General features: G+C 64.4%; 17 protein-coding genes. 9 read left to right on the forward strand and 8 right to left on the reverse strand.

Going from position 1 to position 26,529, the window contains the following annotated elements; all coding sequences use genetic code 11:
• The first annotated feature begins 12 nt into the window (after positions 1-12).
• The 3 genes from GEMMAAP_RS02745 (at position 13) to GEMMAAP_RS02755 (ending at position 6,809) form a co-directional block, all read left to right on the forward strand.
• The gene (locus GEMMAAP_RS02745) at positions 13-1,284 is read left to right on the forward strand and encodes a sensor histidine kinase (protein WP_053333985.1); all 1,272 of its coding nucleotides are present in this window, start codon (positions 13-15) and stop codon (positions 1,282-1,284) included.
• Between the two features lie 78 nt (positions 1,285-1,362).
• Entirely contained in the window at positions 1,363-4,128 is a 2,766-nt protein-coding gene (locus GEMMAAP_RS02750; RefSeq protein ID WP_053333986.1) for a 2-oxoglutarate dehydrogenase E1 component, read from the forward strand.
• 17 nt (positions 4,129-4,145) lie between these two features.
• Entirely contained in the window at positions 4,146-6,809 is a 2,664-nt protein-coding gene (locus tag GEMMAAP_RS02755; protein WP_158514701.1) for a PIG-L family deacetylase, read from the forward strand.
• A 328-nt stretch (positions 6,810-7,137) separates the two neighbouring features.
• Here the strand turns inward: GEMMAAP_RS02755 and GEMMAAP_RS02760 are convergent, their stop codons facing one another.
• A complete protein-coding gene (locus tag GEMMAAP_RS02760) occupies positions 7,138-8,808 on the reverse strand; it encodes a sodium:solute symporter family protein (protein WP_026849330.1) in 1,671 nt (556 codons plus the stop codon).
• A 361-nt stretch (positions 8,809-9,169) separates the two neighbouring features.
• Here GEMMAAP_RS02760 and GEMMAAP_RS02765 point away from each other — a divergent pair, with 361 nt between their 5' ends.
• Together GEMMAAP_RS02765 and GEMMAAP_RS02770 are read left to right on the forward strand one after the other, a co-directional pair.
• Positions 9,170-11,191: a hybrid sensor histidine kinase/response regulator gene (locus GEMMAAP_RS02765; RefSeq protein ID WP_026849331.1), complete on the forward strand. Its 2,022-nt coding sequence runs from the start codon at positions 9,170-9,172 to the stop codon at positions 11,189-11,191.
• A 4-nt stretch (positions 11,192-11,195) separates the two neighbouring features.
• Positions 11,196-11,798, forward strand: coding sequence for an ANTAR domain-containing response regulator (locus tag GEMMAAP_RS02770; RefSeq protein ID WP_026849332.1), 603 nt, complete (start codon positions 11,196-11,198; stop codon positions 11,796-11,798).
• Between the two features lie 3 nt (positions 11,799-11,801).
• Here the strand turns inward: GEMMAAP_RS02770 and GEMMAAP_RS02775 are convergent, their stop codons facing one another.
• The gene (locus GEMMAAP_RS02775; protein WP_026849333.1) at positions 11,802-13,256 is read right to left on the reverse strand and encodes a M20/M25/M40 family metallo-hydrolase; all 1,455 of its coding nucleotides are present in this window, start codon (positions 13,254-13,256) and stop codon (positions 11,802-11,804) included.
• A gap of 146 nt (positions 13,257-13,402) precedes the next feature.
• On the opposite strand from GEMMAAP_RS02775, the gene GEMMAAP_RS02780 reads away from it, so the two are divergent.
• Positions 13,403-15,034: a metallopeptidase TldD-related protein gene (locus tag GEMMAAP_RS02780; RefSeq protein ID WP_043580184.1), complete on the forward strand. Its 1,632-nt coding sequence runs from the start codon at positions 13,403-13,405 to the stop codon at positions 15,032-15,034.
• Positions 15,031-16,428 (forward strand): TldD/PmbA family protein, encoded by a 1,398-nt coding sequence (locus GEMMAAP_RS02785; RefSeq protein WP_053333987.1) that lies wholly within the window; start codon positions 15,031-15,033, stop codon positions 16,426-16,428. The genes GEMMAAP_RS02780 and GEMMAAP_RS02785 overlap by 4 nt, the downstream gene beginning before the upstream one ends.
• Positions 16,429-16,546: 118 nt before the next feature.
• Here the strand turns inward: GEMMAAP_RS02785 and GEMMAAP_RS02790 are convergent, their stop codons facing one another.
• Positions 16,547-17,257 carry a twin-arginine translocation signal domain-containing protein gene (locus tag GEMMAAP_RS02790; RefSeq protein ID WP_026849336.1) on the reverse strand — a complete coding sequence of 237 codons (711 nt, stop codon included), beginning with the start codon at positions 17,255-17,257 and terminating at the stop codon, positions 16,547-16,549.
• A gap of 173 nt (positions 17,258-17,430) precedes the next feature.
• Here GEMMAAP_RS02790 and GEMMAAP_RS02795 point away from each other — a divergent pair, with 173 nt between their 5' ends.
• Entirely contained in the window at positions 17,431-17,691 is a 261-nt protein-coding gene (locus tag GEMMAAP_RS02795) for a hypothetical protein (protein ID WP_026849337.1), read from the forward strand.
• 117 nt (positions 17,692-17,808) lie between these two features.
• Here GEMMAAP_RS02795 and GEMMAAP_RS02800 read toward each other — a convergent pair whose 3' ends face one another.
• Entirely contained in the window at positions 17,809-18,621 is an 813-nt protein-coding gene (locus tag GEMMAAP_RS02800) for a GNAT family N-acetyltransferase (RefSeq protein ID WP_043580186.1), read from the reverse strand.
• 65 nt (positions 18,622-18,686) lie between these two features.
• On the opposite strand from GEMMAAP_RS02800, the gene GEMMAAP_RS02805 reads away from it, so the two are divergent.
• Positions 18,687-18,968, forward strand: coding sequence for a superinfection immunity protein (locus tag GEMMAAP_RS02805; RefSeq protein ID WP_043580188.1), 282 nt, complete (start codon positions 18,687-18,689; stop codon positions 18,966-18,968).
• A gap of 16 nt (positions 18,969-18,984) precedes the next feature.
• Here GEMMAAP_RS02805 and GEMMAAP_RS02810 read toward each other — a convergent pair whose 3' ends face one another.
• Genes GEMMAAP_RS02810 through GEMMAAP_RS02825 form a run of 4 tightly spaced genes read right to left on the reverse strand, consistent with a single transcriptional unit; the run spans position 18,985 to position 26,112 of the window.
• Entirely contained in the window at positions 18,985-20,847 is a 1,863-nt protein-coding gene (locus GEMMAAP_RS02810; protein WP_053333988.1) for an alpha-amylase family glycosyl hydrolase, read from the reverse strand.
• Between the two features lies 1 nt (position 20,848).
• Positions 20,849-22,204: an MFS transporter gene (locus GEMMAAP_RS02815; RefSeq protein WP_082821005.1), complete on the reverse strand. Its 1,356-nt coding sequence runs from the start codon at positions 22,202-22,204 to the stop codon at positions 20,849-20,851.
• Positions 22,201-23,670 (reverse strand): 4-alpha-glucanotransferase, encoded by a 1,470-nt coding sequence (malQ, locus tag GEMMAAP_RS02820; RefSeq protein WP_026849339.1) that lies wholly within the window; start codon positions 23,668-23,670, stop codon positions 22,201-22,203. Before malQ ends, GEMMAAP_RS02815 begins: the two co-directional genes overlap by 4 nt.
• A gap of 24 nt (positions 23,671-23,694) precedes the next feature.
• Complete coding sequence (locus GEMMAAP_RS02825; RefSeq protein WP_043580190.1) at positions 23,695-26,112, reverse strand: hypothetical protein; 2,418 nt, start codon at positions 26,110-26,112, stop codon at positions 23,695-23,697.
• Positions 26,113-26,529 lie beyond the last annotated feature (417 nt).

Raw genomic sequence — 26,529 nt, forward strand, 5'->3', positions numbered from 1 at the left:
CAGAGTTCCCAGATGACGTCGCCCATCAATCCCGCCGACTTTCCGGCCAGCAATCAGGACCTTCTCTATTCGGACTACCGAAAAACAGAAGAGCTCGGCACTCTGCGTCAGGTTGCGCGCGCGCTGGCAGCTGAGACCAATTCGCAGAAGGTGCTGGATACGCTGTGCCAGCTATCGATGGTCCGTGGACGTGCTAATGGCGCTGCAGTGGCGCAGATAAGTGGTGATAATGGCGTATATTCCGCTTGTGCCGGGCACGCGTTGTCGTTGCTGGGGATCACCTTCCCGCTGGAAGGGACGTTCACCGGACGGGTGGCTCGCGAGCATCGCACGCTCTCCATTGCCAACCCGTTGGAAAGCTCCCCCTTCTTTGCCCAGCTGCTCCCCACGCTGGGCATTGGGCCCATTCTGCTGCTGCCCCTGCTCGCCAACCAGCAGCTCTTCGGGGTGTTGTCCATTACGCGGGACGTTGGCCACCCCCTCTTCGACGAGGTGGATGAAGAGCGTCTCGGGGTCATGGCCGACCTGGCCGCCCTGGCCCTCTGGAAGGCCAGTCTGCTCGAGGAGGCGCGTTCGGCCGACGCGGCCAAGACGAGCTTGCTGGCTACGCTGTCGCATGAGCTGCGCACGCCCCTCACCGCGCTCGAAGGGTATGGCGAACTGCTGGAAGACGAGATTCTGGGCTCCCTCACCGACGCGCAGCGCGATGTCATTGTTCGGCTGCGTACCGTGGGCCGCCACCTGGGGAGTCTCATTGAGGACATCCTCACCTTTGCGTCGCTGGAGGCCGACCGGCTCACCGCCCGCAACGCCCCGGTGCGTCTCGACGAACTGCTCGATTCGCTGCACCCCTTCCTGGAGCCGCTGGCCCGCGAAAAGGGGATCGAGTTCCTCCTCGACCTTGAGCCCGGGCTCCCCACGCTCGTGACCGACGAAGCCCGGGTGCGCCAGATTCTGCTCAACCTGTGCCAAAACGCCATCAAGTTCACCGAGGTGGGCCGAGTCACGCTACGCGTGTCCCGGGGGTCGCCGGCCCCTGACGGTGGGGCCACGGTCCGTCTGGCCGTGCGTGATACCGGTGTGGGGATTGCCGCCACCGACATGCAGCGGCTGTTTCGGCCGTTCTCGCAGCTGGAGGACTCCCAGACCCGCCGTGCCCGAGGCACCGGGTTGGGGCTCTACATTGCCCGCCGACTGGCCACCATGCTGGGGGGGCGTATTGAGCTGGTGTCGCGCCCGGGCGAAGGATCCACCTTTACTCTGGTCCTGCCGCAGAACCACTGACGCCGCATAACCGCCGTTGCCAATTTTGCCGAGTTTGCCGGCGCAGTTGTGTCGCGCAGCCCACTACATTTCGTGTTTATGTCAGCTATTACGAGCGTATTCAACGACGGCATCTTTGCCGAGCAGTTCGAGAAGTACCGCCGGGACCCCGCGAGCGTCGATGAGACGTGGCGCCAATACTTCCGGATTGCGGAGTCGCTGTTTGGTGGTGCCGCCGGCGCCGCTCCGGTGGCGTCGGCAACGGACACCGCGCTCCTGACCAAGGTTGCCGCGGCCGCGTCGCTGCAGCAGGCCATCCGCATGTACGGACACTATGCCGTGCAGCTGGATCCCCTTGGATCCCCGCCGGCGGGCGCCGATGAACTGAGCCCGGAGTTTTACGGACTCACCGACGCCGATCTCGCCAGCATTCCCGGCGCGGCGCTGGGTGATGATCGGTACGCCACGGCGAAAGATGTGATTGAGCGCAAGCGCAGCGTGTATTCGGGGCGCGTGGGCTACGAAGTGTGGCACCTCGAAGTGAACGAGGAGCGCAACTGGTTCCGTCGCGCCTTCCGCGACGGAGTGCTGACGCGCCCGCTCACGGCTGACGAAAAGAAGCAGGTGCTGCAGCGCCTCAACGAAGTGGACGGACTGGAGCGTTTCCTCGGGCGCGCCTATCAGGGCTACAAGCGCTTCTCCGTGGAAGGCACCGATACGCTCATCCCCATGCTCGATGCCATGATCGACGCGTTGGGACGTGAAGGGGCCAACGAGGTGGTGATAGGCATGGCGCACCGCGGCCGTCTCAACGTGCTCACGAACGTGATGGGCAAGCCGTTCGAGGCGCTGTTCGCCGAATTTGAAGGGCACCACGAAGCGGCCGATGAGAACGCGACCGGCGACGTGAAGTACCACATGGGCTACAACGGCGCGCGCACGGTGGATGGCCGCGACGTGAAGCTGCGTCTCATGCCCAACCCGTCGCACCTCGAAGTCGTAAACCCGGTCATTGAAGGGGTAGTACGCGCGCTGCAGCGCGAGCCCGGCAAGCCGGGGGAGCGGAATGAGCATGTCGTGGTGCCGGTCGCCATTCATGGTGACGCCGCGTTTCCGGGCGAAGGCATCGTGGCGGAGACGCTGAACATCTCGCATCTCAATGCGTACCGCACCGGCGGTACGATTCACATCATCGTGAACAATCAGGTCGGCTTCACCACCGACCCGTCCGATGCGCGCTCCACGTATTACTCGTCGGATCTCGCCAAGGGATTCGAAATCCCCATCTTCCACGTCAACGCCGACGACGCCGAGGCGTGCATCATTGCCATGCGGCTGGCGTGCGCGTACCGCGCGACGTTCAAGAAGGATGTACTGATCGATCTGGTGGGCTACCGTCGTCATGGGCACAACGAAGGCGATGAGCCCATGTACACGCAGCCGACGCGCACGGCGGCCATTCGGAAGCATCCCACAGTGCCGCAGGTCTGGGCCAGCCGTCTGGTGCGCGAAGGGGTGATGGGCACCGATGATGCTGCCGCGGTCGAGCAGGCGGTGTCGCAGCGGTACGCCGAGATTCACAGCCGCTTCAAGCAATCGCTGCTGGGCAGTGAAAAGCATGCGCCGTGGCCGGCCGAAGCGGTGGTCGTCCCCAAGCCGGTGGTCACCGCGCTGCCCGCTGAACGGCTGCACTTCGTCAACGAGTCGCTGCTGCAGTGGCCGGCCGACTTTGCGGCCAATCCCCGCCTGGCCAAGCAGCTGGAACGTCGTCGCGACACGATGGGCGAGCAGGGTGGCATTGAGTGGGGGCACGCGGAAGCGCTGGCCTTTGGCTCGTTGCTGCTCGATGGCATGTCGGTGCGCATTACCGGGCAGGACGCCGAGCGCGGGACCTTCTCGCACCGGCACTCGGTGCTGAATGATGTGAATACCGGCCGCAAGTACGCGCCGCTGGCCAACATTCCCGGCGCCAAGGGCGCGTTCGAGGTCTACAACTCGGCGCTCTCCGAAACCGCCGTCATGGCCTTCGAATACGGCTACAGTGTCATTGCGACCGATACGCTCACGCTGTGGGAAGCGCAGTTCGGCGATTTCGTGAACGTGGCGCAGCCGATCATCGATCAGTTCATTGTGGCCGACCGCGCGAAGTGGGGGCAGGACAGTGGATTGGTGATGCTGCTGCCGCACGGCTACGAAGGGCAGGGGCCGGAGCACTCCAGCGCCCGTCTGGAGCGCTTCCTGCAGCTGTGTGCCGAAGGGAACATGACGGTGGCTTACTGCAGCACGCCGGCGCAGTACTTCCACTTGTTGCGTCGTCAGGCGTTGCGGAAGCACCGTCGTCCGCTGGTGTGCATGCAGCCCAAGTCGTTGCTGCGGTTGCCGCAGGCGGCGTCGCGGTTGGATGACCTGGTGCAGGGCGCGTTCCAGCCGGTCATTGATGATCCCATGACGGCGCAGCATCGCGACGAAGTGCGGCGCATCGTCTTCTGCACGGGCAAGCTGTACTACGATCTCGCGCTGTCGCCGTCGCGCAATCCGCAGGTGGCACTGGTGCGTGTGGAAGAGCTGTATCCGTGGCCGCACGAGGAGATCCAGCGCATCATGGATCTGTATCCGGCGGTGGAGCAGGTGGTGTGGGCGCAGGAAGAACCCAAGAATCAGGGCGCGTGGACGTACGTGCAGCCGCGGCTGCGCGCGTCGGCCGGTGCCGCCGTTGGGGTGCGCTACGTGGGCCGACCCGAGCGGGCCAGTCCGGCGGAAGGCTTTGCCGATGCGCACCAGGCCGAACAGGCACGCATTGTGGCGATGGTGATGGATACGGGTGAAGTGCTGGACGCACGCCCGGCCATGACCGCTACTCACTGAGAGCAAACACCATGCAGATGGCTTCGTTGAAGAAGCTGATGATGAGCGCCGCGGCCATAGCCGCGGCGTTCGTCGCTCAGCCCCTCGAGTTGACCGCACAGGTCGCTCCCGATCGCGGTGCGGCCGCACTGGGGTCCGTGTTGGCGGGTATTGGCACGACATCGCGCGTGCTCACGGTGGCGGCCCACCCTGACGACGAAGACACGCCCATGATTGCGTGGCTGGCCAAGGGACGCCACGTGGAGACGGCGTACCTCTCGCTCACGCGTGGCGACGGCGGGCAGAACCTCATTGGGAACGAGCTGGGCGAAGCGCTGGGGGCCATTCGCACGCAGGAGTTGCTGGCGGCGCGACGCATTGACGGCGCCACGCAGTACTTCACGCGCGCCTACGATTTCGGGTTCAGCAAGAACGCCGAAGAGACATATCAGCACTGGCCCAAAGACAGCATTCTGGGCGATGTGGTGCGCGTGGTGCGGGCGTATCGGCCGCACGTGATGATTGCGTTTTTCAGCGGGACGCCGCGTGACGGACACGGGCATCACCAGGTGAGCGGGCTGCTGGCGCGCGAAGCGTATGACCTGGCCGGCGATACCGTGCGCTTTCCGGTAAAGGACTTCGGGGTGCCCTGGACGCCGCAGAAGTTTTATCGCAGTGCCCGCCAGACTCCCGACAGTGCCACGTTGCGGGTGAATACCGGTGAGTACGATGCCTTGCTGGGGCGGTCGTACTACGAGATTGCGGCGGAGAGCCGGTCGCAGCACAAGAGCCAGGGGTTTGGCGTCTTGCAGCGGAAGGGCGTCATCTGGGGCTATCTATCGCGTGAGGCCTCGCGCGTGGGGCCAGCCGACGCGCGTTCGGAGCGCTCGCTGTTTGATGGCGTGGATACCACGTGGGCCCCGTTGCGGGCGCAGTTGCCGGCCTCGGCGCAGCCGGTGCTGGACTCTGCACTGAGTACGGTGCGAGACGCGCGCGCGGCCTACCGTGCCGATGCGCCAGCGCCGATGGTGCCGATATTGGCGCAGGCGTTGCGGCAGTTCCGCACGGTGCGCGGCAGCTGGCGCAGCGGCCCACCGCTGCTGATTGCCGGGCCTCCCGGGAGTCCGTCGAGCGTCGCGCGACGCCCGGCCGATGCTGCGCCGGCCGCGCTCTGGGATGCCCTGTCGACGACGGAAGAGCGCACCGAGCGGGCCCTCGTGCTGGCGGCGGGAGTGGTGGTGGAAGCCACGGCGCCACGAGCCACCTTTCCCGCGCGCGAACCGGTGAAGCAGGCGGTGAACGACTCACTGCCGGTCACGGTCACCGTGTTCAATCGCGGCACCACGCCGGTGCTGTTGCGCAACGCGAGTGTGTTCGGGCTGGGGCTGCGCCCGGGGGAAACGGGGGATCTCACGGTGGCGCCGGACAGTGCGGCCACGCTCAATCGGTGGGCGGTGGCATTCGTCTCGAACAGTCCGTGGTGGCGCGTGTACGGCCGCAAGCAGCAGGACTGGTTTCAGGCGCCTATCGATGCACGCCACGAAGAACAGCACCAGGAAGAGCGCGCGTCCATCGTGCAGGCGCGCCTCGAGATTGCGGGGCAATCGGTGGCGGTGAATACGCCGGTGGTGTATCGCTACGCCGATCCCATCAAGGGCGATATGCAGGTGCCGGTGAGTGCGGTGCCGGGCATTACGATCAATCTCGCGAGCGTCATGGAATACATCCGCGCCGGCGTGCCGGTGGAGCGGTACATCCCGGTACGCATACAGTCCAGTTATCCGCACGAGACCACGGTGTCGGTGCAATTGGAGCTCCCCGCGGGACTCAAGGCTGACAGCACGGAGCGTGTGCGCACGCTGGCCGCCGACGGCAGTACCATCCTGCAGTTCCGTGTGCGGGGGATGGTGAAGGAAGGGCAGCAACAATTGGTGGCGCTGGCGTTGCACGACGGTGCCATGAGCACGAGCGGCGCATACCTCATCAACTACGATCACATCACGCCCATGCGCCTGTACGGAGCGTCGGGGATGTATCTGTCGGCGGTGAATGTGAAAATCCCACCGCGCGCCCGGGTGGGCTATATCGCCGGCGTAGGCGACAAGGGGATCGAAGCGTTGGAGCAGCTGGATATTGCCGTGGAGAAAATTGAGCCGTCCATGGTGTCGGCCACCAATCTCTCGCGCTTTACCAGCATTGTGGTGGGACCGCGCGCTTACGAAGCCAGTGAGGCACTGGTACGCAATAATCCCCGGCTGCTGGAGTACGCCCGGCAGGGTGGTACGCTGGTGGTGCAGTATGGTGCGCAGAATATGAACGCGCTGCCGGGCATCACGCCGTATCCGCTGCAGTGGGCACCACGCGCCGCGCGCGTGACCATGGAAACGGCACCGGTCACGGTGCTGCAACCCACGCATCCGCTGCTCACGTTCCCCAATCGTATTGGTGCGGTAGACTGGGAAGGATGGGCGCAGGAACGCGCGACCTACATGCCGAGCACCATCGACAAGCGGTATACGTCGCTGCTGCGGATGAACGATCCGGACGAGCCCGCGAACGACGGCGCACTGCTGGTGGCACCGGTCGGCAAGGGGCGCTACGTGTACGTCACGCTGGCGCTGTTCCGCCAGCTACCGGCGGGGGTGCCCGGGGCGGCGCGGTTGTTGGCGAATTTGGTGGGGGGAGGGGTGGTCCTGCAGTAGACAATGCGGTTTGGGTTGCCTGGAACCGCGGTTCGGGTTTGGAACGTCCACTGCAGTATTGGAAGACACCTGCGGTTCTGGACTGCCACTGCAGTTGAGGTGCCCCGCAGTTGAGGTCTGTATGGAAGCGCCCGCCGGCTTTGCCGGGCGGGCGCATTCCTTTGGTGGCTGTCTCACTTCAACTGCAGTGGCCGGTACATCAACCACCAAGAACGTGCCGCCCCGGCGAAGCCGGGCGGCACGTTCCGCAGCGACCCGAACCGCTGTGCTCTTCAACTGCGGTGGCAGTCCAGAACTGCAGGAGTCTTCCAATACTGCAGTGGCAGGTCTATACCTGAACCGCAGTGGCAGTTTCTGCTCGACCGAGGCTGAGTGCCCACCCCACTACCACCACCACCACGGCACCAATCACGTTGTGCCAGAGGAAGCTGACCTGGGGGGCCCCGAAACTGACGGCGGCTACAACGGCCATGCCGGCCAGCAGGCCAACGAACGCGCCGATGGCGCGGGTCCGCTTGATCATCGCCAGCAGGAAGACACCGAGGATGGAGCCGTAGAAGAAGGATCCGAACCGGTTGACCACCTCGATGAGTGACCCAAGCGTGGCGGCGTAGGTCGCCACTACCATGGCAAAGACGCCCCAGATGGCGGTGCTGATGCGCCCCACCTTGAGAAAGTGGGCGTCGCTCGCCTCCGGCTTGTACCACCGCTGATAAAAGTCCACCACACTGGCCGTGGCGAGGGAATTCAGCTCCGCGGCAATACTCGACATGGCGGCCGCCAGCACGGCGGCGAGAAAGACTCCGGCAAAGCCAAGCGGCAGATGATCGAGCACCAGCCGCGGAATGATGTAGTTCACGTCGCGTGAGCTCTCCCCGGTGGCCTCGGTGACCGCCGCCAGTGCCTCCTTCCGCACCACATCCACCTGATCGTTGTGCGCCTTGAACGTATTCAGGGGTGCCGAGCCGTGTACGGTGGCGGCCTCACGGGCCGCCTGATCGCGCGCCGACAACGCGGCGGTATACCGCGACGCCAGCGCGGCATACGCCGCCGGCCGCTGTTCCCGCAGCATGGCATCGTGGCGTGGATTGTACAGCATCGGGGCCGGTGAGAAGGTGTAGAACAGAAACACCAGCACGCCGATGATCAGGATGAGCGCCTGCAGCGGAATCTTCCAATAGGCGCTCATCAGGAGCGAGCTGCGGGCTTCGTCCACCGAGCGGGCCGCGAGATAGCGCTGCACCTGACTCTGGTCGGTGCCGAAGTAGCTGAGCATGAGGAACGTGCCGCCCAGAATGCCTGACCAGAACGTGTAGGTCTCCGTAAGTGAGAATGAAAAATCGAAGACGCGCAGGCGGCCCGTGGCGCCAGCAATATGGAAGGCCTCATCGAGTGGTACGGGGAGCCGCCACACCAGGACCACGACAATGGCCAGCAAGGCGGCGACGATGATCACCATTTGCTTCACGTCGGCCCACGCAACGGCCTCGACGCCCCCAAGCACTGTGTACCCAATGGTGGGCACCCCGATGAGCAACACGCACCAGGTCAGGTCCCAGCCAAAGATGGCACTCAACACCACACTGGGGGCCGCGATGATGGTCCCGGCGGACATCCCCCGCGACAGCAGGAAGAGCAGAGACGTGAGCGAACGAGTCTTGGCGTCGAACCGACGCTCGAGATACTCGTATGCGGTATACACCTTTGCGCCGTGCAGAAAGGGGACCAGCGTCACCCCCAGCAGCACCATGGCAATGGGCAACCCAAAGTAGAATTGCACGAAGCGCAGGCCGTCCGTGGCGCCCTGCCCCGTCGTGCCAATGAGCGTCACCGCGGACAGCTGCGTCGCCATCACGCTCAGGCCGACGGCCCACCAGGGGAGGCTCCGGCTGGCGAGAAAATACCCCTCGATGTTCTTGGTGCCGCGTGTCCGGCGGAGGCCGTCAAAGACCACCACGAACAGATACACCGCGACTATGACCCAGTTGATCCAGTGCATCGTGAGGCGGTCAGAGCGTATACCGTGACTGCATGAGCCACAGGAGGGCGAGGGTAATGCCCTGAATGACCAGGACGCGGATGAGCGTACGCTTGAATTGCGACATGCCCCAAAGGTACAGGGAAACCCGCATCGTCGTGATGACGACCGTTACACGGCGAGCATACGCTTTTGTCACCGGCCGATCCTCGGACGGGCGCGAGGGGCCAGAGGACTCAGGATTTGGTTCTGGCGTTTGACCACCGGGACCAATACGCGCTACAATACAGTGGTTTCTGCTTTGCGGAAACGATCGCGTCCTCCGGGCAGGCTCAGTCGCAACGGTGCCACTGACGTATCGGATGGCGCCCTCAGCTATGCGATGACCCAACCTCTCAGCTCGGCAGACTTGATGCAGGACGGCTCCGAACGCGAGCGTGCGCGCCTTGGCGCACTGCTCGAATCGTTGCCATCAGCTGCCGCGCTCTTCCGACACGATGGATACGCCATCACGGTCAATACGCGCGGGCGAGCCATGTTTGTCGTGGATCCGCTGGCGCCCATTGTTGCGCAACACGCGAACGTGATGCTGCAGCCGTTTGGTCCCGCGGCGCAGGAAGCCATTCGCTTTGCTTCGAACGGTCGTCCCACGGAAACCATGCTGGTGCCGTTCGGTCGCGATGGACGCATGGCCGATATGCGTGTCCTTGTGTTCGATCATGACTTGCTGCTGGTCTCGGCGGTGGACGTCACGGCGCGCGAACAGGAACGCGTGCACGCCACGCGCGCGGAGCGGGAGTTGCGGGCGTTGTTCGATCTCACGCCGTCATCGGTGCGTGTCGTGGATGTCACCGGTCGTCTGCAGCAGGTGAACGACAACGCCTCCCGCGAGCATGAGGACCGTCAGCCGGTCACCGTGCGCGAGCTGTGGGAAATGGACGCCCCGCATGATGTGGTCCACCATCGCCCGCTGTCGTTTCTGGATACCCCGGCCATGCGGGCGCTGGCTGGGCAGACGGTTCGTCGACAGCTGTTGGAAGTGCGTCGTCAGGGGGGGCGCCGCGTGGTGGAGTCGTACGCGGCACCCATGCATGGTGAAGATGGACGCATTGTTGGCGTGCTGCTGCTCGATCGCGATGTCACCGACCGCGAACGGCTCGAAAAGATTCTGCACGATCAGGAAGGCGAACAGCGCGCCCTCAGAGCACAGGTGTCGCAGGATGAGCGGGAGTTGGAGCGCCTGGTGGAAGAGCGCTCACGGGCGTTGCTGGCCTCGCAGGAAGAGCAGGTGCGCGAGCGCCGTCTCTCCGCCGTGGGACAGCTGGCGGCCGGCGTTATGCACGATGTGAACAACGCGCTGAATCCCATCATGGCGGCCGCGTATCTGCTGCGACATCACGCCGAGTCGCCGGAAGCGGTACGCGACTACGCCGACCGTATTCGCAAGGCCGCCGAGATTGGCGCAGCCACGGCATCGCGAGTGGGACGGTTCATTCGTCAGGAGCCCGTGCACCCTGGCGGCGATGTCGAAGTCGATCTGTCGCTCCTCGCCGAGGAAGTCCTGGACCTTACCGAGCCCATGCGGCTGCAGCGGTCGAGTGAAAGCCGCGAGGTCCGCATCGTGCGTATGTTCACGGAGGGCGCCATTACCCGGGGGCTCCCCGGGGAAATTCGTGAAGCGCTGCTCAACCTCGTGCAAAACGCCATCGATGCCATGCCGGACGGCGGCACGCTGACGGTGCGCACGTCGGTGGAGGGGAGTGATGCCTGCATGGCTGTGCGCGACACTGGGGTAGGAATGACGGCGGACGTTCGTGAACGGGCCTTCGAGCCATTCTTTACGACGAAGGGGGCCAAGGGCTCCGGCCTTGGTCTGGCCGAAGTGTACGGCATTGCGCGTCGCCATCGCGGCACGGCGACCATTTCATCCGTGCCGGGCCGCGGCACTGAAGTCATGGTGCGCTTTCCGCTGCAGAAAGCGGCCGCGCCTGAGGTCGCCGCACCGGAAGAGATTCTCCCCACCCGCCCCAACCGCATTCTGGTGGTGGAAGATCACGACGACGGTCGGGAGTTCCTGCGCCGCATCCTGCAGGGAGACGGGCACACCGTGGTGGCGGTCGCCAGCTGTGCCGACGCCCGGCAGGCCCTTGCGTCGTATTCGTCCCAGCCAATTGATCTCATGCTCACCGATGTCGGTCTCCCCGACGGCAACGGATGGGAGCTTGTGAAATTCGTCAAATCGCACTACCCCACCATTCGGGTGGGGGTCATAACCGGCTGGGAGCCAAGTGTTGGCCCCGAAGAGGCCGATGGTGCGGAATTCGTGCTGCGCAAACCGTTGCGGGCACCTGAACTGAAGGCCCACATTGCCGGGACGCATGCTCCCGCATCACCAACCGAGTAAAATCATGTCGGAATTGCCCTCCACGATCCGCGTCCTGGTTGCCGAAGACAATGCGCTCGAGCGCTCCACCCTGGTGGACCTCCTGAGTGCGCTCGGGCACATGGTCGTTGCCGAAGTGGACAGCGGTACGGAAGCCATTGAAAAGGCGCAGCAATTCACCCCCGACGCCGTGCTGCTCGACATGCACATGCCCGGCGCCACGGGAGTGCAGGCGGCGGAAGGCATCGCCAGTGCGCTGCCAGGAACGGCGGTGGTGCTGATCACGGGCGACTTGTCGCTCACGCTGTCCACGGCGGATGTGCTGCGCTCGACCGCGGTCGCGCTGCTGCCCAAGCCAACCCCGCCCACCACGCTCGACGCCACGCTGCGCATGGCCGTGACCCGGGCTCGCGAGCTCCTGGCCGCCCGCCGCGAAGCGGCTGAGGCCAAGGAGCAGCTGGAAAACCGCAAGCTCATCGAGCGGGCCAAGGGCATCCTGATGCGCCGCACCGGCAGCAGCGAGCAGGAAGCTTATCGCATCATGCAGCGTTCCAGTCAGGATCGCAGCGTGCGCATGGTGGATATTGCCCGTGCGGTCATTGACAGCGAACCGGGCATGAAGAGCTGACGGTTACGACATGGGCTTGAGCGGCCCCGCCACCTGCTTCACCAGCTGATACAGAAAATCGAGCCCATCGTAGAACGCCTTGACGCGCAGCTTCTCATCGCGGCCATGCGCGTTGGTTTCGCCGGCGGCGGAGAAGATGCCGCTCACGCCGTAGGTGGGAATGCCAGCGGCCCGTAGACGGTAGCCGTCGGTGGCGCCGGTGCTCATGGTGGGAATGACCGGCACTCCGTTGAACATCTGCTTGGTGAGCGCTGTCGTTGCCTGCAGCAAGGTGGCGTTGATGGGCGCCGGTGCGCCATCCATGCGATCGGCACGATCACCGGCAATCTGCACTGTGCTGTCGCCAACGACGCGTTGCAGGACGGCCTTGACCGCTGACGCCTTGCTGGTGGGCGCAATGCGGCAGTTCACGTTCGCCGAGACAAACTGCGGCAACGCGTTGGGAGCATGCCCGCCATTCAGCATGGTGGCCACACAGGTTGTGCGCAGCATGCTGGCGTAGCGCGGATCGGTGCTGATAATCCGTGCCGCCGCCGTGTCGGCCGGGTTGGCCGACAGCGCCCGCATGGCCGCCGCCAACGACGGCATTTCCACCTTCGCCGTTTCCTCAAAAAACGGACGCGTCACCTCGTTGAGTTCGACAGGGAACGTGTACTGCTGAATTTTGAGGAGCGCGGCGGCCAGCGAATAGATCGCGTTGTCCTTCCGCGGGACACTGGAGTGGCCGCCGGTGTTTCGCACCGTGAGTGTGAAGTCGGCGTAGACCTTTTCCGCCGCCTGAATGGAGTGAAACAGGGGCTTGTCGTCGGGGCCCAGTGACCCGCCGCCTCCTTCGTTGATGGCGTATTCGGCGTCAATGAGTTCCTTGCGGTTCTCAATCAGCCAGGTGACCCCATTGGCATCTCCCCCTTCCTCGTCGGCCGTGAGGGCGAGGATGAGATCGCGCTCCGGTACCCACCCCTCCTGCTTGTAGCGCAACAGGTTGGCGGTGAGAATCGCGGCCATGCTCTTGTCGTCGGCCACCCCGCGGCCCAGGAAGTAGCCGCTCTCCTCGCGCATCACGAAGGGGTCATTCGCCCAGTCGCTGCGCTTGGCCTGCACCACATCGAGGTGGGCGAGCAGCAGAATGGGTTTGCCCCGTCCGCGTCCGCGGTAGCGCACGACCAGGTTCTGTTTGGCTGGTTTGTCGGCCGGGCCCACCAGATGGATGTCAGCGGCCGGGAAGCCGGCGGCCTTGAAACGAGCCGCCACGGCTTCCGCCGATTTGGTCACGCTGCCCACGGAGTCAGCGGTGTTGATCTCCACCATTTCGCGGTAGATGGCGCGGGCCGCCGCCTGCTGCGGAGTGAGTGTGGTGGGCGCACCCGGTGCCGGGCGCAGAATGGGCTGGGCGGCGGCCGCGCTGGACGTCGCGGCAAGCAGCAGAACGGTTATCACGGGGCGAGCGGCGGGACGCATACGGGCGGGCTTGAAGGGTGAGGCGCGAAGCAGTCGGTCAGAAACATCGGGGCCGGGACGCCGCCGCGCCAATGGCCTGGGAGAAGGTCAAACCCCAACACGACGACGCCCCGCGCCGTACATTGGGCAGTCCCCCAACCCCGCCTATGTCCAGATCACGTCGCGACTTTCTGAAGACTGGCGCTACCGTGGCCGCCGGAACGCTGGTTGCCACCTCGCCGCTGATGGCCGAGTCGTCCCGACTCGTCATTCCCTCCGCCGACCTGCCCCACGCCGATGACCCGGTCATCAAGGCGCTCATGCAGGTGGCCCTCGATACTGCCAAGTCCGGCGGTGCCAGCTACGCCGATGTACGCGTGGCCGCGCGCCGACAGCAGAACGTCAACACCCGCGATCGTATCGTGCAGGGGGTGAGTGACACCGACACCTTCGGGCTTGGCGTACGCACGCTGGTCGATGGCGCGTGGGGCTTTGCCGCCACCAGCCGTCTGGATAAGGACAGCGTGGCCAACGCCGCCAAGGCGGCCGTAGGGCAGGCCCGTGCGAATCGTGCGTCGCAGCTGCGGCCGGTGCAATTGGCACCAACACCCGGCAACCAGGTGGGCGAGTGGAAGAGCCCCATCAAGACCGATCCGTTCACGGTGCCCATCACCGACAAGGTGGCCTACCTGCTCGCCGCCAACGAAGCGGCGCTCAAGGTAAAGGGCATCCGCAACGTGAATTCGAGCATGTTCTTCCTGCGCGAAGAGAAGACGCTCATGACGAGCGACGGATCGTACATCGTGCAGACCATCTATCGCACGTCACCCAGCATGACGGTGACGGCGGTGAGCCCCGACTTCCGTGACTTCCAGTCGGTGCAGGGGAACGAGATTGCCCCCATGGGGCTGGGCTACGAACACGTGGTGGACAGCAAGCTGGCCGAACATGCGCCGCGCTGGGCCGAATTGGCCGTACAAAAGCTGAGTGCCAAGCCGGTGGAGCCCGGGCGCTATGACCTGCTGCTGCACCCGTCCAACTTGTGGCTCACGGTGCACGAAGTCATTGCGCACCCCACGGAGCTCGATCGTGCGTTGGGCTTTGAAGCCAACTATGCGGGCACGAGCTTCATTGCCCCGCCCAAGGATGTGCTCGGCAAGCTGCGCATTGGTACTGACTTGCTCAACATCGTCGGTGATCGTGAGCAGCCCGGCTCGCTGGGCGCCATTGGCTGGGACGACGAAGCGGTGAAGCCGGTGAAGTTCGACATCATCAAGGACGGGGTGTTCGTGGATTATCAAACCACGCGCGAACAGGCCACCATGATGAGCGACTATTACCAGAGCCAGGGCAAGCCGGTACGCAGCTACGGCTGTTCGTACGCACAAAGCTGGGCTGATGTGCAGTTCCAGCGTATGCCCAATGTGAGCATGGTGCCCGGCAAGAACGACGATACGTGGGAGAGCATGATTGCCAAGATGGACAAGGGCATTGCCATTGTCGGCGATGGCTCCTTCTCCATTGACCAGCAGCGCTACAACGGACAGTTCGCCGGCCAGGTGTTCTACGAAGTGAAGGGCGGCAAGATCGTCGGACAGCTCAAGGATGTGGCGTACCAGTTCCGCACGCCGGAGTTCTGGAAGTCGCTCAAGGCCATTGGTGGCCCGAAGAGCTATCACCTGGGTGGCGCGTTTGGCGATGCCAAGGGTCAGCCCGGTCAGTCCAACTCCGTGAGCCACGGCTGCGTGCCGTCGCTCTTTCAGCAGGTCAACATCATCAACACCGGGAGGACGGCATGAGCGACTTGGCTCCCCGGTCACTCTTTGCGCCGCCCAGCATCCTGTCCCGTCAGGAAGCGCAGGAAGTGGCGCAGCGTGTCCTGCGAAATTCCCCCGCGCCGGAAACGCGCGTGAGCATCAATAGCGCCGCGCGCGCCGATACGCGTTTCGCGCTCAATCAGGTGACCACGTCAGGCGAAAATCAGGATACGCAGGTCACCATCACTGCGTACGATGGCAATCGTGCCGCGAGTGTGAACACCAACCGTCTTGACGAAGCCTCGTTGGCGGCGGCAGCCAAGCAGGCGTACGAGATTGCCAAGCTCGTGCCGCCCAACCCCGAGCGTATGCCGGAGTTGGGGGGGCAGGAGTATCCGCCCATGCGGGAGCGGCAGATGTCGTTGCCCACGCCGGAAGAGCGCGCGGCCGCCGCGAAGATCGTCACCGAGTTGGCGCGCAAGAACGAGCTGATTGCCACCGGCTTCATCGAGTGCCGTGCCGGCGCGAGTGCGCTGGCCAACTCCAAGGGGTTGTTCGCGTACGACGCCACGTCGTCGGTGACGATGACGAGCACGGTGCGCTCTCCCGATGGCACGGGCTCCGGCTGGGCCTGCACGGACGGCAATAGCTTCGCCGATCTTGATCCGCAGACGCTGGCTGTCACGGCGGTACAGAAGGCCAAGGATTCGCGCAGCCCGGTGGCCATTGAACCGGGACGGTATACCACCATTCTTGAGCCCACGGCGGTAGGCAACCTGGTGCAGCTCATTGCCGGTGCCATGCAGGCGCGCGCCGCCGACGAAGGGCGCTCGTTTTTCACCAAGCCTGGCGGCGGTAACAAGATCGGACTCAAGGTCGTGGACGATCGCGTTACGCTGCTCACCGATCCGGCCGATTCGCCCAGCCTCAACGGCGGCTACGACGAAGATGGTCTGGCGCTGGAAAAGGTTGTGTGGATTGAGAACGGCGTGGTGAAGAATCTCAATTACGATCGCTACTGGGCCCAGAAGCAGGGCAAGCAGCCCACGCGCGCCGGAGGCGGCGGGTTCCGCGGCGCCGGTCGTTCGCTGCGCATGATGGGCGGCACGTCGAGTGTGGCCGACATGGTGAAGAGCACTGAACGTGGCGTGCTGGTCACACGCTTCTGGTACATCCGTCCGGTGGATGCCCGCACGATTCTGTACACGGGGCTCACACGCGACGGCACGTTCCTCGTGGAGAACGGCAAAGTCACGCGCCCCATCAAGAACTTCCGCTTCAACGAAAGTCCCATCTTTTTCCTGAATAATCTCGACGCCATGGGGCCCAGCATCCGCATCAACGCCAGCGAAAACCTTGGCGCAGGCGGAGCGGTGTACATGCCCGCCATTAAGGTGCGGGACTTTACCTTCTCGTCGCTCTCAGACGCCGTATAAAACTACGAAACAGCGTCATGGTTATGGGTTATCGGGTCACCGGGTACCTGCGGATAACGGCAATTCCCGCAGGTACTCGATGACCCGATAACTCATGACCCATAACGTTTTTACGGAGTTAAACGGCCTGTACGAAGACGCACCCTGCCTGTTGTGCGAGTACGTTCGCAAAAATGCCGCTCGGTTGCATGATGACGCCCGGGACGAGCATGCTCATGGCCTTCTTGCGTGATTCTGCCGCATCCAGCTTGTCCTGCTTCTGGATCATGCTCACCACCGAGCGGAAGGCGAGACCACACCCCAGCGCAATGGCACCGGCTCCGATCTGCTGGTCGAGCATATAGGCACGCATCGTCGGCGGAACATCCTTCCCGGGAGCTGGGAGGACGGGGTTGTGCAGAAGCGTCTTCTCGTCGTCGTCCTTGAGCTTTTCGGCTTCACCCACTCCGTAAGTGGTCCAGAAGTCCTGACTCATGGCGAGAAAAATGGCGTTGTGCCGAATGACCATGACGCTCGATAAGCCGCCGGCCGGCACCTTGAGCACGTCGGTGAACTGGCGCTGCCAAATGCCCGAACGCAGTACGCCTACGCCACCTTCGACTTCCGGAATGTCGAACATGGCCTTGTGGGTCCCCGTGATCTTCTTGACCCACGTGGTGTCCCACGGCTCAGCCTGCTGCTGTTCCCATTCGGCAGCGTGATCAAACGTGAAGGACGAGTGGCCGCGTGAGGCCACGCCGCTGCCACCCATGGCAACCGAAGGGAACACCGCCAGTCCGGAGGCAGTGAGACCCGCGTGCTTCAGGAAATCGCGACGGGCGGTGGACATACGTCGTTCTCCAAAAATGAAGGCAGCATGAAGGCCACATGGCGACACGATGTATTGCAGATGCTGTGTCGTTGAACCTATGGCCAGATTGATGTGTCAGTGCACATGATGGCGCCGTGCGGGACAAATGTCACGCCCATTGCCGTTCATTTCTCCCTTCCTCCCTCCCACCAATGCGTCGCGGACCCGTTCCTCGCGGGAATGCCGGTGTCGCGTTCACCCTCCTGATTGGTGGTGTAGCCCCCATGGGAGTGCAGGCTCAGACGACGGTCCCGCCACCCCGGCCGCCAGCTGCCGCGGCGGCCGCCGACACCACGGTCGTGACTGCGGCCCCCAACGATGCGCAGGATCGTTCAGCGCAAGCTGGCACGAACGTTCGCGTTGCTGTTGCCGCGTGTGTGGCCAAAACACCGCTTGCCGTCGCATTGATCTGACGTATCGCGCTCCAACCGTGGCGCCCGCCATTGAATGGAATCTGTTTCACTTTTGGCTCGCAGTATCTGCACAACACGCGCTTGAACAGTTACTACGGTTGTGAAAATCCACGGCGGTTATCCCCGCCCTTTCATCCACTTCACCCGCGAATAGGCCACTGCGAACCCGGCGCGTTGGGCATTCTTTTGTGACGAGCTGCCGGGCGCGGCTCCCATCATGGCGAGGTCGCATCCTGCGGCATGGGCGTAGGCGAGACGCGCGTCGAGGAGGGCACGCTGGGCGCCGCGGTTCCGTGCGTGGGGGAGCGTACTGGCGCCGGCAAAGAGGGCAACGCCCTCGTAGATGTGCAGGCCCCCGGTCGCGATGGCGTTGCCGTCCTCTTCCGCCATAAAACATATGGTACCCTGTGCGCGTGCATTGACGCGCCCCAGCGCGCGGACGAACTCGGCGACCTCGGCATGTTCGCCCCAGCCACCGGCAGCGATACTCGCCCAGTGGTCGGCTTCATCGGCCGACGTCACGCGGACAGTGATGGCGGTGGTTGGCGTTTCCACGACGGGCGCGCGCACGGCCTGCACCAACACGGTTGACCACTCCACCGCTTGGTAGCCGCGCGCCGCCAACAGCGACAGGATCACGGAGTCCGCCATCGGACTCACTTCATGGAAGACATCCGCGCCGCGCGCGCCAAAGAAGGCCTGCAGCGCGTCCATCTGTGCATCGGTGGGCGTGCTGAAGAGCCCCAGCCCAAAGGTCTGTGTGAGAGGCGATCCCACGCCATCGAACATGGCCCACGTGCCATCCACATCAATCCATTCCGCGCCCAGATCGGGGCTCAGGGAGGCTCGAGCCTCGACAAACGCCGCGTTGGCGTGAGCCTCCGTGCGTTCAAGGCGACGGGCGAGGGGCACATCTGCAAGGAGAAGCATGGGGGAAATATGCCTCTCGGGAGACGAACAGCGACCGCCTCAGATCATCTCCCTATATTGCACCCATGCTTCAGACCTTGCTTCTCCTTCGCGCGCTGCAGGAGATCGAACCGCCACGCGGGTATACCGGCGGAGGCGTCCCCAAGGGCGGCGTGATGATCATCGCCCTCATTTTGCTGTATTTCCTGCCGACGATGCTGGCGCATGCCGGCGGCAAACGTCGGAAGTTGAAGATCACGGCCATCAATGTGCTGCTGGGCTGGACCGTGATCGGATGGATTGCGTCGATGCTGATGGTGTGGGCCTACGAAGCGCCGTTGGAAGACGAGGAAACGTTGACCCCCTGAATCCGCTGGCCGCTGCTCACGGCACAAACAGACAGCTGGATTTCGCCGGTACCTGCACTGTGCTGCGGCCGCCGGCAACGACCGGGGCCCCACACACGCCAAGCGCATCCCGCCCCGCCATGGCGGACGGCACCACGACGGACACCGCTACCGTGTCGTTGTTGAGGGCCACCGTGGCGCGACCTCGCCGGAAAACAAACTGCTGATCCGTGACCACCAGATGCTCGGTGCGCGCGCGGCGCAGATCCGGCATGGCGGCGCGGGTGCGCAGCAGCGTCTGGACATGCTGCCAGACCGCCTGCTGGTCAGGTGTACGCCCGCTGGCTTCAAAGGCGTTCAAGGCATCACTCGTCCACCCGCCCGGAAAGTCCTTGCGATTGTCGGGGTCGGGGCCGCCGGGAATCGCAATCTCATCGCCGTAATACACCAGCGGCGTGCCACGCGTCGTGAGCACCGTCGTGAAGGCCAGCTTCAGCCCTGCCACTGTGGCCCCCTTTTCGCCCATGAAGCGCGAGACGTCATGCAGCCCCAGGAAGGGCATGAGCGCATCGGGCCGGTCGTAGAGGCGGTCGCGCATCAGCATCTGGGCAATCCCCTTGATGGGCTTGCCGCCAATGAAGGCGTCACGAATCGGATAGTACAGCGGGAAATCGAAGAGGAAGTCCACACCGGTGCGGATCCCGTCGTGCGTAGTGTTGGTCCCCTCGAAAAAACGGATCATGGCCGGATCCCCGTCAAACACTTCGCCGACCACACGCAGCGACGGATACTGCTTCTTGATGGCCGCCATCCAGTCACGCCAGAAGGCGACCGGCACATACGGCCAGGTGTCCTGCCGTATGCCATCCATCCCGCTCATCCCCACCCACCACAGCGTGTTCTGGATGATGTAGCGCGCGACTTCAGGGTCATCCTGATTGAAGTCGGGGAGAATGTTGATGAACCAGCCATCCAGCGTCGCGCGACGGAGCGAATCGTTCGCGTAGCTATTGGCCAAGGTCCATGTCTGCCACGTGTTGTCGGGATGCTTCGCCTGCGTCCCGTGGAACCACGTTGGGGTGGGTGCGTTCTTCACCCACGGGTGATACGGACCGGTATGATTGGCCACCATGTCCAGCACCACTTTGATGCCCTGCGCATGCGCAGCATCCACCAGCCCCTTGAAGTCGGCCATCGTGCCAAGGTGTTCATCCACCGCATACATGTCGGTGGCACCGTAGCCGTGATACCCAGTCGTGGGCTGCTTGTCGTACACCTCGAGCGTGTCCGTCCCATCGTTGTTGTCGTAGATGGGGTTCATCCAGATCGTGGTAATGCCAAGCTGCTTGAGATACGGCAGCTTCTGACGGACTCCGGCAAGGTCGCCGCCATGGTAGTAGCGTCCCTTGCTGCGATCCAGAATGGCCGGTGACTTGGCAGGCCGGTCGTTGGTGCTGTCACCGTTGGCAAACCGGTCGGGCATGAGGAGATACACCACATCGTCTACGCCAAAGCCCTGAAAACGCCCCAGCGTCGGCAACTGCGCTGATACCGTGAACGGCGCTTGCACACTGCCCTGCGCGGTCCGCAACGTGAGCGGGTACGCGCCAGGCGCGGTAGTCGGTGCAATCCGGACATCCACGAACGCGTAAGTGCCCTGGGCATTCACGGTCACGCGTCCGCACGCCAGTTTCGGACAGGTGACCCGCGCTCCGGAGAGATGCTGGCCGCGAATGAGCACCCGCACCGGGTTGATGGTGTGATTGGCCCACCAGTTGGGGGGCTCCACCTTCTCCACCTGCGGAGCCTGTGCCCCCACACTCGCGCTGGCGAGCACGCCGGCGCTCAGAGCGCAGGCGGATTGCCACCACAACCGCGATACCACTGCATGCCACGTCATCTCAGGCGGTCTCCTGCGGAACCTGTACTCGCAGCACCAGTACCGCGGCCAGCGCCATGAACGCCCCGCCAGCCACGACAGCCGCCATGCGGTTGTTGTTCAGCATGCTGTTCATCACCCAGCCAAAGCCCAGAGAGGCCACGATCTCGGGAATGACGATGAAGAAATTGAAGAGCCCCATGTACACGCCGGTCTTTCCCTTGGGCAGCGACGTGGACAGCATCACATAGGGCATGGAGATGGTGCTCGCCCACGCGATGCCCACGCCCACCATCGACAGCAGCAGCAGGTTGGGCGAGGTAATGACCGACACACTGCCCAGCCCCGCGGCACCGGCCAGCAGGCAGAGTGCGTGCGTGGTGCGTGGGCCGAAGCGCTTCGAGAGCGACGGCAGGAAGAACGAGAACAGGAAGGTGACGGCCGAGTAGGCGCCAAAGCACACCCCGCCCCACTCCACACCCTGCTGGTACCGCGGGTCACTGGTGTCGGTCGCGCCAAACACGTTGGTCGCCACCGCCGTGCCGAAGTACAACCACATGCAGAAGAGTCCCAGCCAGGTGCACACCTGCACCAGCGCCAGCTGCTTCATGGTGGTGGGCATGGCCTTGGCGGCGGCGACAATGTCACGCACGCCGGCGGCAAAACCGGCACTCGCCGCCTTTTCCCGCTCGAACGCCGCCAGATCCTCCGGCGGCTTCTCCTTCGTGGTGAGCACCGTGTACATCACCGCGCCGAAGAAGGCGAAGGCACCGACATAAAACGAGAGGCGCACGGTGGTGGGAATCGTACCCGGTGTGCTGGCCGCGACGCCAAACCAGTTGGTGAGCATCCAGGGCATGGCCGACGCAATCACCGCACCCAGCCCAATGAACAGCGACTGCATGGCAAAGCCACGTGTCCGTTCGTTGGCGGGGAGCAGATCGGCCACAAAGGCGCGGAACGGCTCCATGGAAATGTTGATCGATGCGTCGAGAATCCAGAGCAATCCGGCCGCCATCCACAGCGTACTGCTGTTGGGCATGGCAATGAGCGCCAGCGAACTGAGAATCGCCCCGATCATGAAGAACGGTCGGCGACGCCCCCACCGGGGCGACCACGTGCGATCGCTCAGGTGCCCAATGATGGGTTGTACGATGAGCCCCGTGAGCGGCGCGGCCAGCCAGAGCATGGGGATTTCATCGGGCTTGGCACCAAGGTATTCGTAGATGGCACTCATGTTCGCCATCTGCAGTCCCCAGCCGAACTGAATGCCGAGGAACCCGAAGCTCATGTTCCAGATGGCCCAGAAGTTCGTGGGCGCACTGGTGGCGGGCGCAGCGGCGCCTGCAGCGGCAGTACCAGCGGCGGAAGCGCTCATCGTTCGTAGGTCGTCGTGAGCGTCCGCAGACGCTCGGTGAGATCGGGCGTCAACTGCGCCCAGGTAAAGCGGAAACCCCAATTGCCGGCCTGACGCCCCGGCAGGTTCATGCGGGCATCGCTCCCAACGCCCAGCACATCCTGCAACGGAACGAGCACCGTGCTGGCTACCGATGCCAGCGCGGCGCGAATGAGCACCCAATGCATCTCGTGGCCATCGGTCCCGAGGTAGCGTTTGGCGAAGTCCTTCTCCCGGGCCACCGCGTCGGCGGCGCGCGTGGAGTCGCCCTCACCGGTGGACTGCCACCAGCCCATGGTGGTGTCGTTGTCGTGCGTGCCGGTGTAGACCACCAGGTCGCGCACGTACCGATGGGGGATGAAGTTGGAATCCTGTCCGTCGAACGCGAACTGCAGAATGGCCATGCCGGGGTAGTGGAACTGCTCGCGCAGCGTCTCCACCTCCGGGGTGATGAGCCCAAGATTCTCCGCCACGATGGGCATGGGGCCCAACGCCGCCGTGAGCGCGGCGAAGAGTGAGGCGCCGGGGCCCTTCACCCAACGGCCATGCACGGCCGTGGGCGCATCACCGGCGATCTCCCAATAGGCTTCGAAACCACGGAAGTGATCCAATCGCACGAGATCAAACTGCTGCAGCCCGGCGCGCATGCGTGCGATCCACCACGAATAGCCGTCGGCCTGCATCCGCTCCCAGTCGTACAGCGGATTTCCCCACAGCTGCCCGGTTTCGCTGAAATAATCGGGCGGCACTCCCGCCTGCACCTTGAGTGTGCCGTTGGCATGGAGCTGGAACTGCGTGGGGTTGGCCCACACATCGGCAGAGTCGTGCGCTACATAAATGGGCACATCGCCCATGAGCTTGATGCCGCGGTCGCGACAGGCCTGCCGCAGCGCCTGATACTGGCCAAAGAACACGAACTGCTGCTTGTAGATCCGGTCAATTTCCGGTGCCAGCGTTGCCCGCCAGCTGCGCAACGCCTCCGGTTCGCGCTGCGCTGCGCCGGCATCCCACTGTGGCCACGCCACGCCGCCATGCGCCTGCTTGAGCGCCATGAAGAGCGCGTAGTCGGGGAGCCAGTGCGCCTGCTCCTGGACAAATCGGCGCACCTCGTCGGTGAACGGCACGGTGTCCAGCCACGCGGCGAGCGCCGCCTGCTTGGCCGGAATGACCGCCCCGAAGTCCACGACGTGCGGATTGCCCGACGTCGGCTCGCCGGTAAATCCGGGCACGTGAATGAGCAGCGGATTGCCGGCAAACGCGGAAAAGCACTGGTACGGGGAATCGCCGTAGCCGGTGGGACCGAGGGGAAGCACCTGCCAGATCTTCATGCCGGCATCGGCCAGCCACTGTACAAAGCGATGCGCGTCCGGGCCAAAGTCGCCAATACCGCCGGCGCCTGGAAGTGAAGTAGGATGAAGCAGAACGCCAGCGGCGCGGGGGAACAACATGCGGGTGGTGGTCAGAGGAAACGATTACTGGGGAAGTCGGGCCCACACGTACTGCACGGCCAGATCGGTGGTGCTCCAGAGTTGCACGTCACCCCCGCTGCCATAGCGCACCGGCTGTGGCCGGCCATTGGGAAACGCGTAACTCCACAATTCACTGCGAAAGCCGGACGCGGCGACGGCGTCACGTACTCGGGTAGCCGCCATGCGCAGCAGTTCGGCCGACGCCGCATCCTGGGTCAGTAACGGCAAATGGCTGGCCACGCCGAGCAGGAAGAGATTGACCTCGCGCCCCCACACCACTTTGGGGCCGTGGTAGGCATCGTCTACGAAGGCCTGCCAGATGGCCGGAGTCGCGTACGCGTCACTGGCCACCACCGCCCCTACGGCCGGCACCAGCAACCCCTCCGGATAGTCGCGGGCAAAGAGCGAGACATCGCGCACGAGGGCGGCTCGGCCGGCCCCGGTCACGGACGCCGTGCCCATCAAGCCATCAAGAAAGAGGCGGGTGGCAGGATCGCTGTTCGCCACGCCAATAGGCGCACCACGCGAATCCAGAGCGACGGCCAGAAACTCAAGGCCGGCACCACTCGGTGGAAAGGCGCGCCAGTAGGTCTGCTCTTCGGCGGGCATCGCGCGAACACGCGCCGCCACCCGTTGTTGCACTTCGGCCGGCGTGAGTCGGACGACGAACGCTTGCATCGCTCCCTGCCAGGTGATCCGCGCCTGAGTGAGTGCACTGCTGTCTCGCAGGTAGCGGGCCAGCGTGGGGCTGCGTTGCAGCGCCGGCGTTGTGGTCAGGGTCCTTGGCGTCAGCACCCCGATCGACGACAGCGCTCGCAGAATGCGCTGCATCGCGTCCAACGCGTGCGGGATGTAGATCGCGTTCACATCCATGGCGTACTTGCCATTGGCATAGCCGGCGCCGCTGTCGCGCCAGCTCTGCGCAAACCACCGCGGGGCACCGTCGTACGTATTCGCCGTGGCGTCGCGCGGCGCGAAGGCGACAAAGTTTTCCGTAACCGGGTTGGCCGCATACGGCGCGCTCCGGTCGGCGACCACCGCGAGTGCGGCCAGCATACGGGCCAGCCTTGTCTCGGTGCCTTCCCGGCCCAGCAGCCACGTGCGCTTGCGGGCCGGCGGAACGCGCGGATCCTCGAGATAGCGCGCCATCATGATGGGGAGCTGGTACTCGTCATCCACCATGTGATAGTTCTCGCGCGTCACCCGTCGGTCCCGCAGACGCTGCAGCGCCTGCGCACGCAGGGCATCGGCACGCGGCGCACGGGCGGTATCGGCCGCACGGAGCAGCGCCGTCGCTTCGGCGGCCGCTTCGCGGATCGCCTGGCCGCCCAGCGCCTCTTCGTGGCTTACTTCACCGCCTGCCGAGAGCTTGCGCAGCGCCGCGGCAATGACAAACTCGCTCATCTCGGGGCGCCAGATGGGTTGCATCATCAGCGCCGACACCAGCATGTCGCGTCCGAAGTACGTGGCGTAGGTGGGAAGCCCCGCCATCAGCTTTTCGCGGGACGCGAGCAACTCCACCCCGGTGATCTGACGCTCAATCCAGCGCGATCGCGTGGCATCACCGCGTCGCTGCATGTCGCCCGCCCACGCCAGGAAGTCATCGGTAAAGATCTCCTGACGGGTCAGTGGCGAGAGGGCTCGGCCGGTCGTGCTCACCGTTACGCGGAAGTGCAGTGGTGCACCCGAGGTGGTGCGCAGGACGACCTCCTCGCTCCGCGCCGATGCCAGAGCGGTCCCACGGAGCGGGGTAATGGTCACGCGCATCGTGTCGAGTGCGTCCAGCGAGAGCTGCTCGATGCTGGCGTCACCGGCGGCAGCGGCCGTGCCGGCGCGCGGCGCAACAAGTGAGGGCGTGACGCGCCGGCGCAGAGCGTCCACGGACGAGGCCCGTAACAGCACCAGGGCCTGGCGTTGCACCGCGGGCGATTGAGCGGCCACCTGCTGCAGCAGCTGCACAAACTCCGGCACGGCATAGGGCGCCTCGCTGAACGGCCTGGCGTGCTCCTTGAAATACTGCACATCCCGTTCGATCCGCATGGAGCCGAGGACGAACCGCCCCAGGTGCAGGGCGGACGCGCTGCTGCGCACCTCGTAGCTCAGGGTCTTGCGCCGCCCCGTCTTGGCCACCTGGGCGCCGGCACTTTCCCACTGCAGGTCGGCCGCCGCGCCGCGGGGATCGCGGACGGAAAATCCGATGCTTTCGTTTTCCCCGTTGGCGAACAGGTGTACGACTCGCCCCTCGCGGCGATCGAGATAGATCTGGAGGGTATTGCGTTCCGCGTCTCGGAAAAATCTGGTGGTGTATCCGGCGTACGCGGCACTGTCATCGAGTCCAGGCTCCGGAAAGGCGAGCACGGACGACGAAGGCTGGAGGGCGGCGGCCAGTTGGGCGGCCACGGCAAACGCAAAAAGGCTCACGAACGACCGGTGCGAGGCGTGCGTTGGAAGTACTTGCTGCGGAACGACTTAGGGAGGAACCGCCAAGGGGGGCGGCCGTCGTTCCGGGGCGGGGAGGCAGGGAGGGAGTGACGCAATCGGCATGGGAAATGTTCTCCAGCCGACATGTAACGCATGAAACATAGATCAGCCGAGAAACTTGCGCGGGGACCGTGTCCGCGCCAGCGGCGAGGCCTAAAGTGGATTAAAAAGACGAATCAATCCCACTTCAGCCTTGACAGGCTCTGTACAAACTTGTTTCATAGCGTTTCACATCCCTTCCGATACGCGACTCACCCCTTCCCTCCGAGTCGCGGGTCAGTTTGAGCCCCAGCCGCTGCCGGTCACTTCCCCGTGGTCGTCGGCGTTATGAACCTCCCCGGTTCACCCACCACTGGC

The sequence above is a fragment of the Gemmatimonas phototrophica genome (assembly GCF_000695095.2).
In the GTDB taxonomy this organism is placed as follows: Bacteria; Gemmatimonadota; Gemmatimonadetes; order Gemmatimonadales; family Gemmatimonadaceae; genus Gemmatimonas; species Gemmatimonas phototrophica.

What these genes read in the sequence shown, in the direction of transcription:
- GEMMAAP_RS02790 (WP_026849336.1), bottom strand. Translation starts at nt 17,257, where the DNA reads ATGTCCACCGCCCGTCGCGATTTCCTGAAGCACGCGGGTCTCACTGCC.
- GEMMAAP_RS02815 (WP_082821005.1), bottom strand. Translation starts at nt 22,204, where the DNA reads ATGAGCGCTTCCGCCGCTGGTACTGCCGCTGCAGGCGCCGCTGCGCCC.
- GEMMAAP_RS02780 (WP_043580184.1), top strand. Translation starts at nt 13,403, where the DNA reads ATGTCCAGATCACGTCGCGACTTTCTGAAGACTGGCGCTACCGTGGCC.
- GEMMAAP_RS02810 (WP_053333988.1), bottom strand. Translation starts at nt 20,847, where the DNA reads ATGACGTGGCATGCAGTGGTATCGCGGTTGTGGTGGCAATCCGCCTGC.
- GEMMAAP_RS02755 (WP_158514701.1), top strand. Translation starts at nt 4,146, where the DNA reads ATGGCTTCGTTGAAGAAGCTGATGATGAGCGCCGCGGCCATAGCCGCG.
- GEMMAAP_RS02765 (WP_026849331.1), top strand. Translation starts at nt 9,170, where the DNA reads ATGACCCAACCTCTCAGCTCGGCAGACTTGATGCAGGACGGCTCCGAA.
- malQ (WP_026849339.1), bottom strand. Translation starts at nt 23,670, where the DNA reads ATGTTGTTCCCCCGCGCCGCTGGCGTTCTGCTTCATCCTACTTCACTT.
- GEMMAAP_RS02760 (WP_026849330.1), bottom strand. Translation starts at nt 8,808, where the DNA reads ATGCACTGGATCAACTGGGTCATAGTCGCGGTGTATCTGTTCGTGGTG.
- GEMMAAP_RS02800 (WP_043580186.1), bottom strand. Translation starts at nt 18,621, where the DNA reads ATGCTTCTCCTTGCAGATGTGCCCCTCGCCCGTCGCCTTGAACGCACG.
- GEMMAAP_RS02750 (WP_053333986.1), top strand. Translation starts at nt 1,363, where the DNA reads ATGTCAGCTATTACGAGCGTATTCAACGACGGCATCTTTGCCGAGCAG.
- GEMMAAP_RS02745 (WP_053333985.1), top strand. Translation starts at nt 13, where the DNA reads ATGACGTCGCCCATCAATCCCGCCGACTTTCCGGCCAGCAATCAGGAC.
- GEMMAAP_RS02805 (WP_043580188.1), top strand. Translation starts at nt 18,687, where the DNA reads ATGCTTCAGACCTTGCTTCTCCTTCGCGCGCTGCAGGAGATCGAACCG.
- GEMMAAP_RS02795 (WP_026849337.1), top strand. Translation starts at nt 17,431, where the DNA reads ATGCGTCGCGGACCCGTTCCTCGCGGGAATGCCGGTGTCGCGTTCACC.
- GEMMAAP_RS02770 (WP_026849332.1), top strand. Translation starts at nt 11,196, where the DNA reads ATGTCGGAATTGCCCTCCACGATCCGCGTCCTGGTTGCCGAAGACAAT.
- GEMMAAP_RS02775 (WP_026849333.1), bottom strand. Translation starts at nt 13,256, where the DNA reads ATGCGTCCCGCCGCTCGCCCCGTGATAACCGTTCTGCTGCTTGCCGCG.
- GEMMAAP_RS02785 (WP_053333987.1), top strand. Translation starts at nt 15,031, where the DNA reads ATGAGCGACTTGGCTCCCCGGTCACTCTTTGCGCCGCCCAGCATCCTG.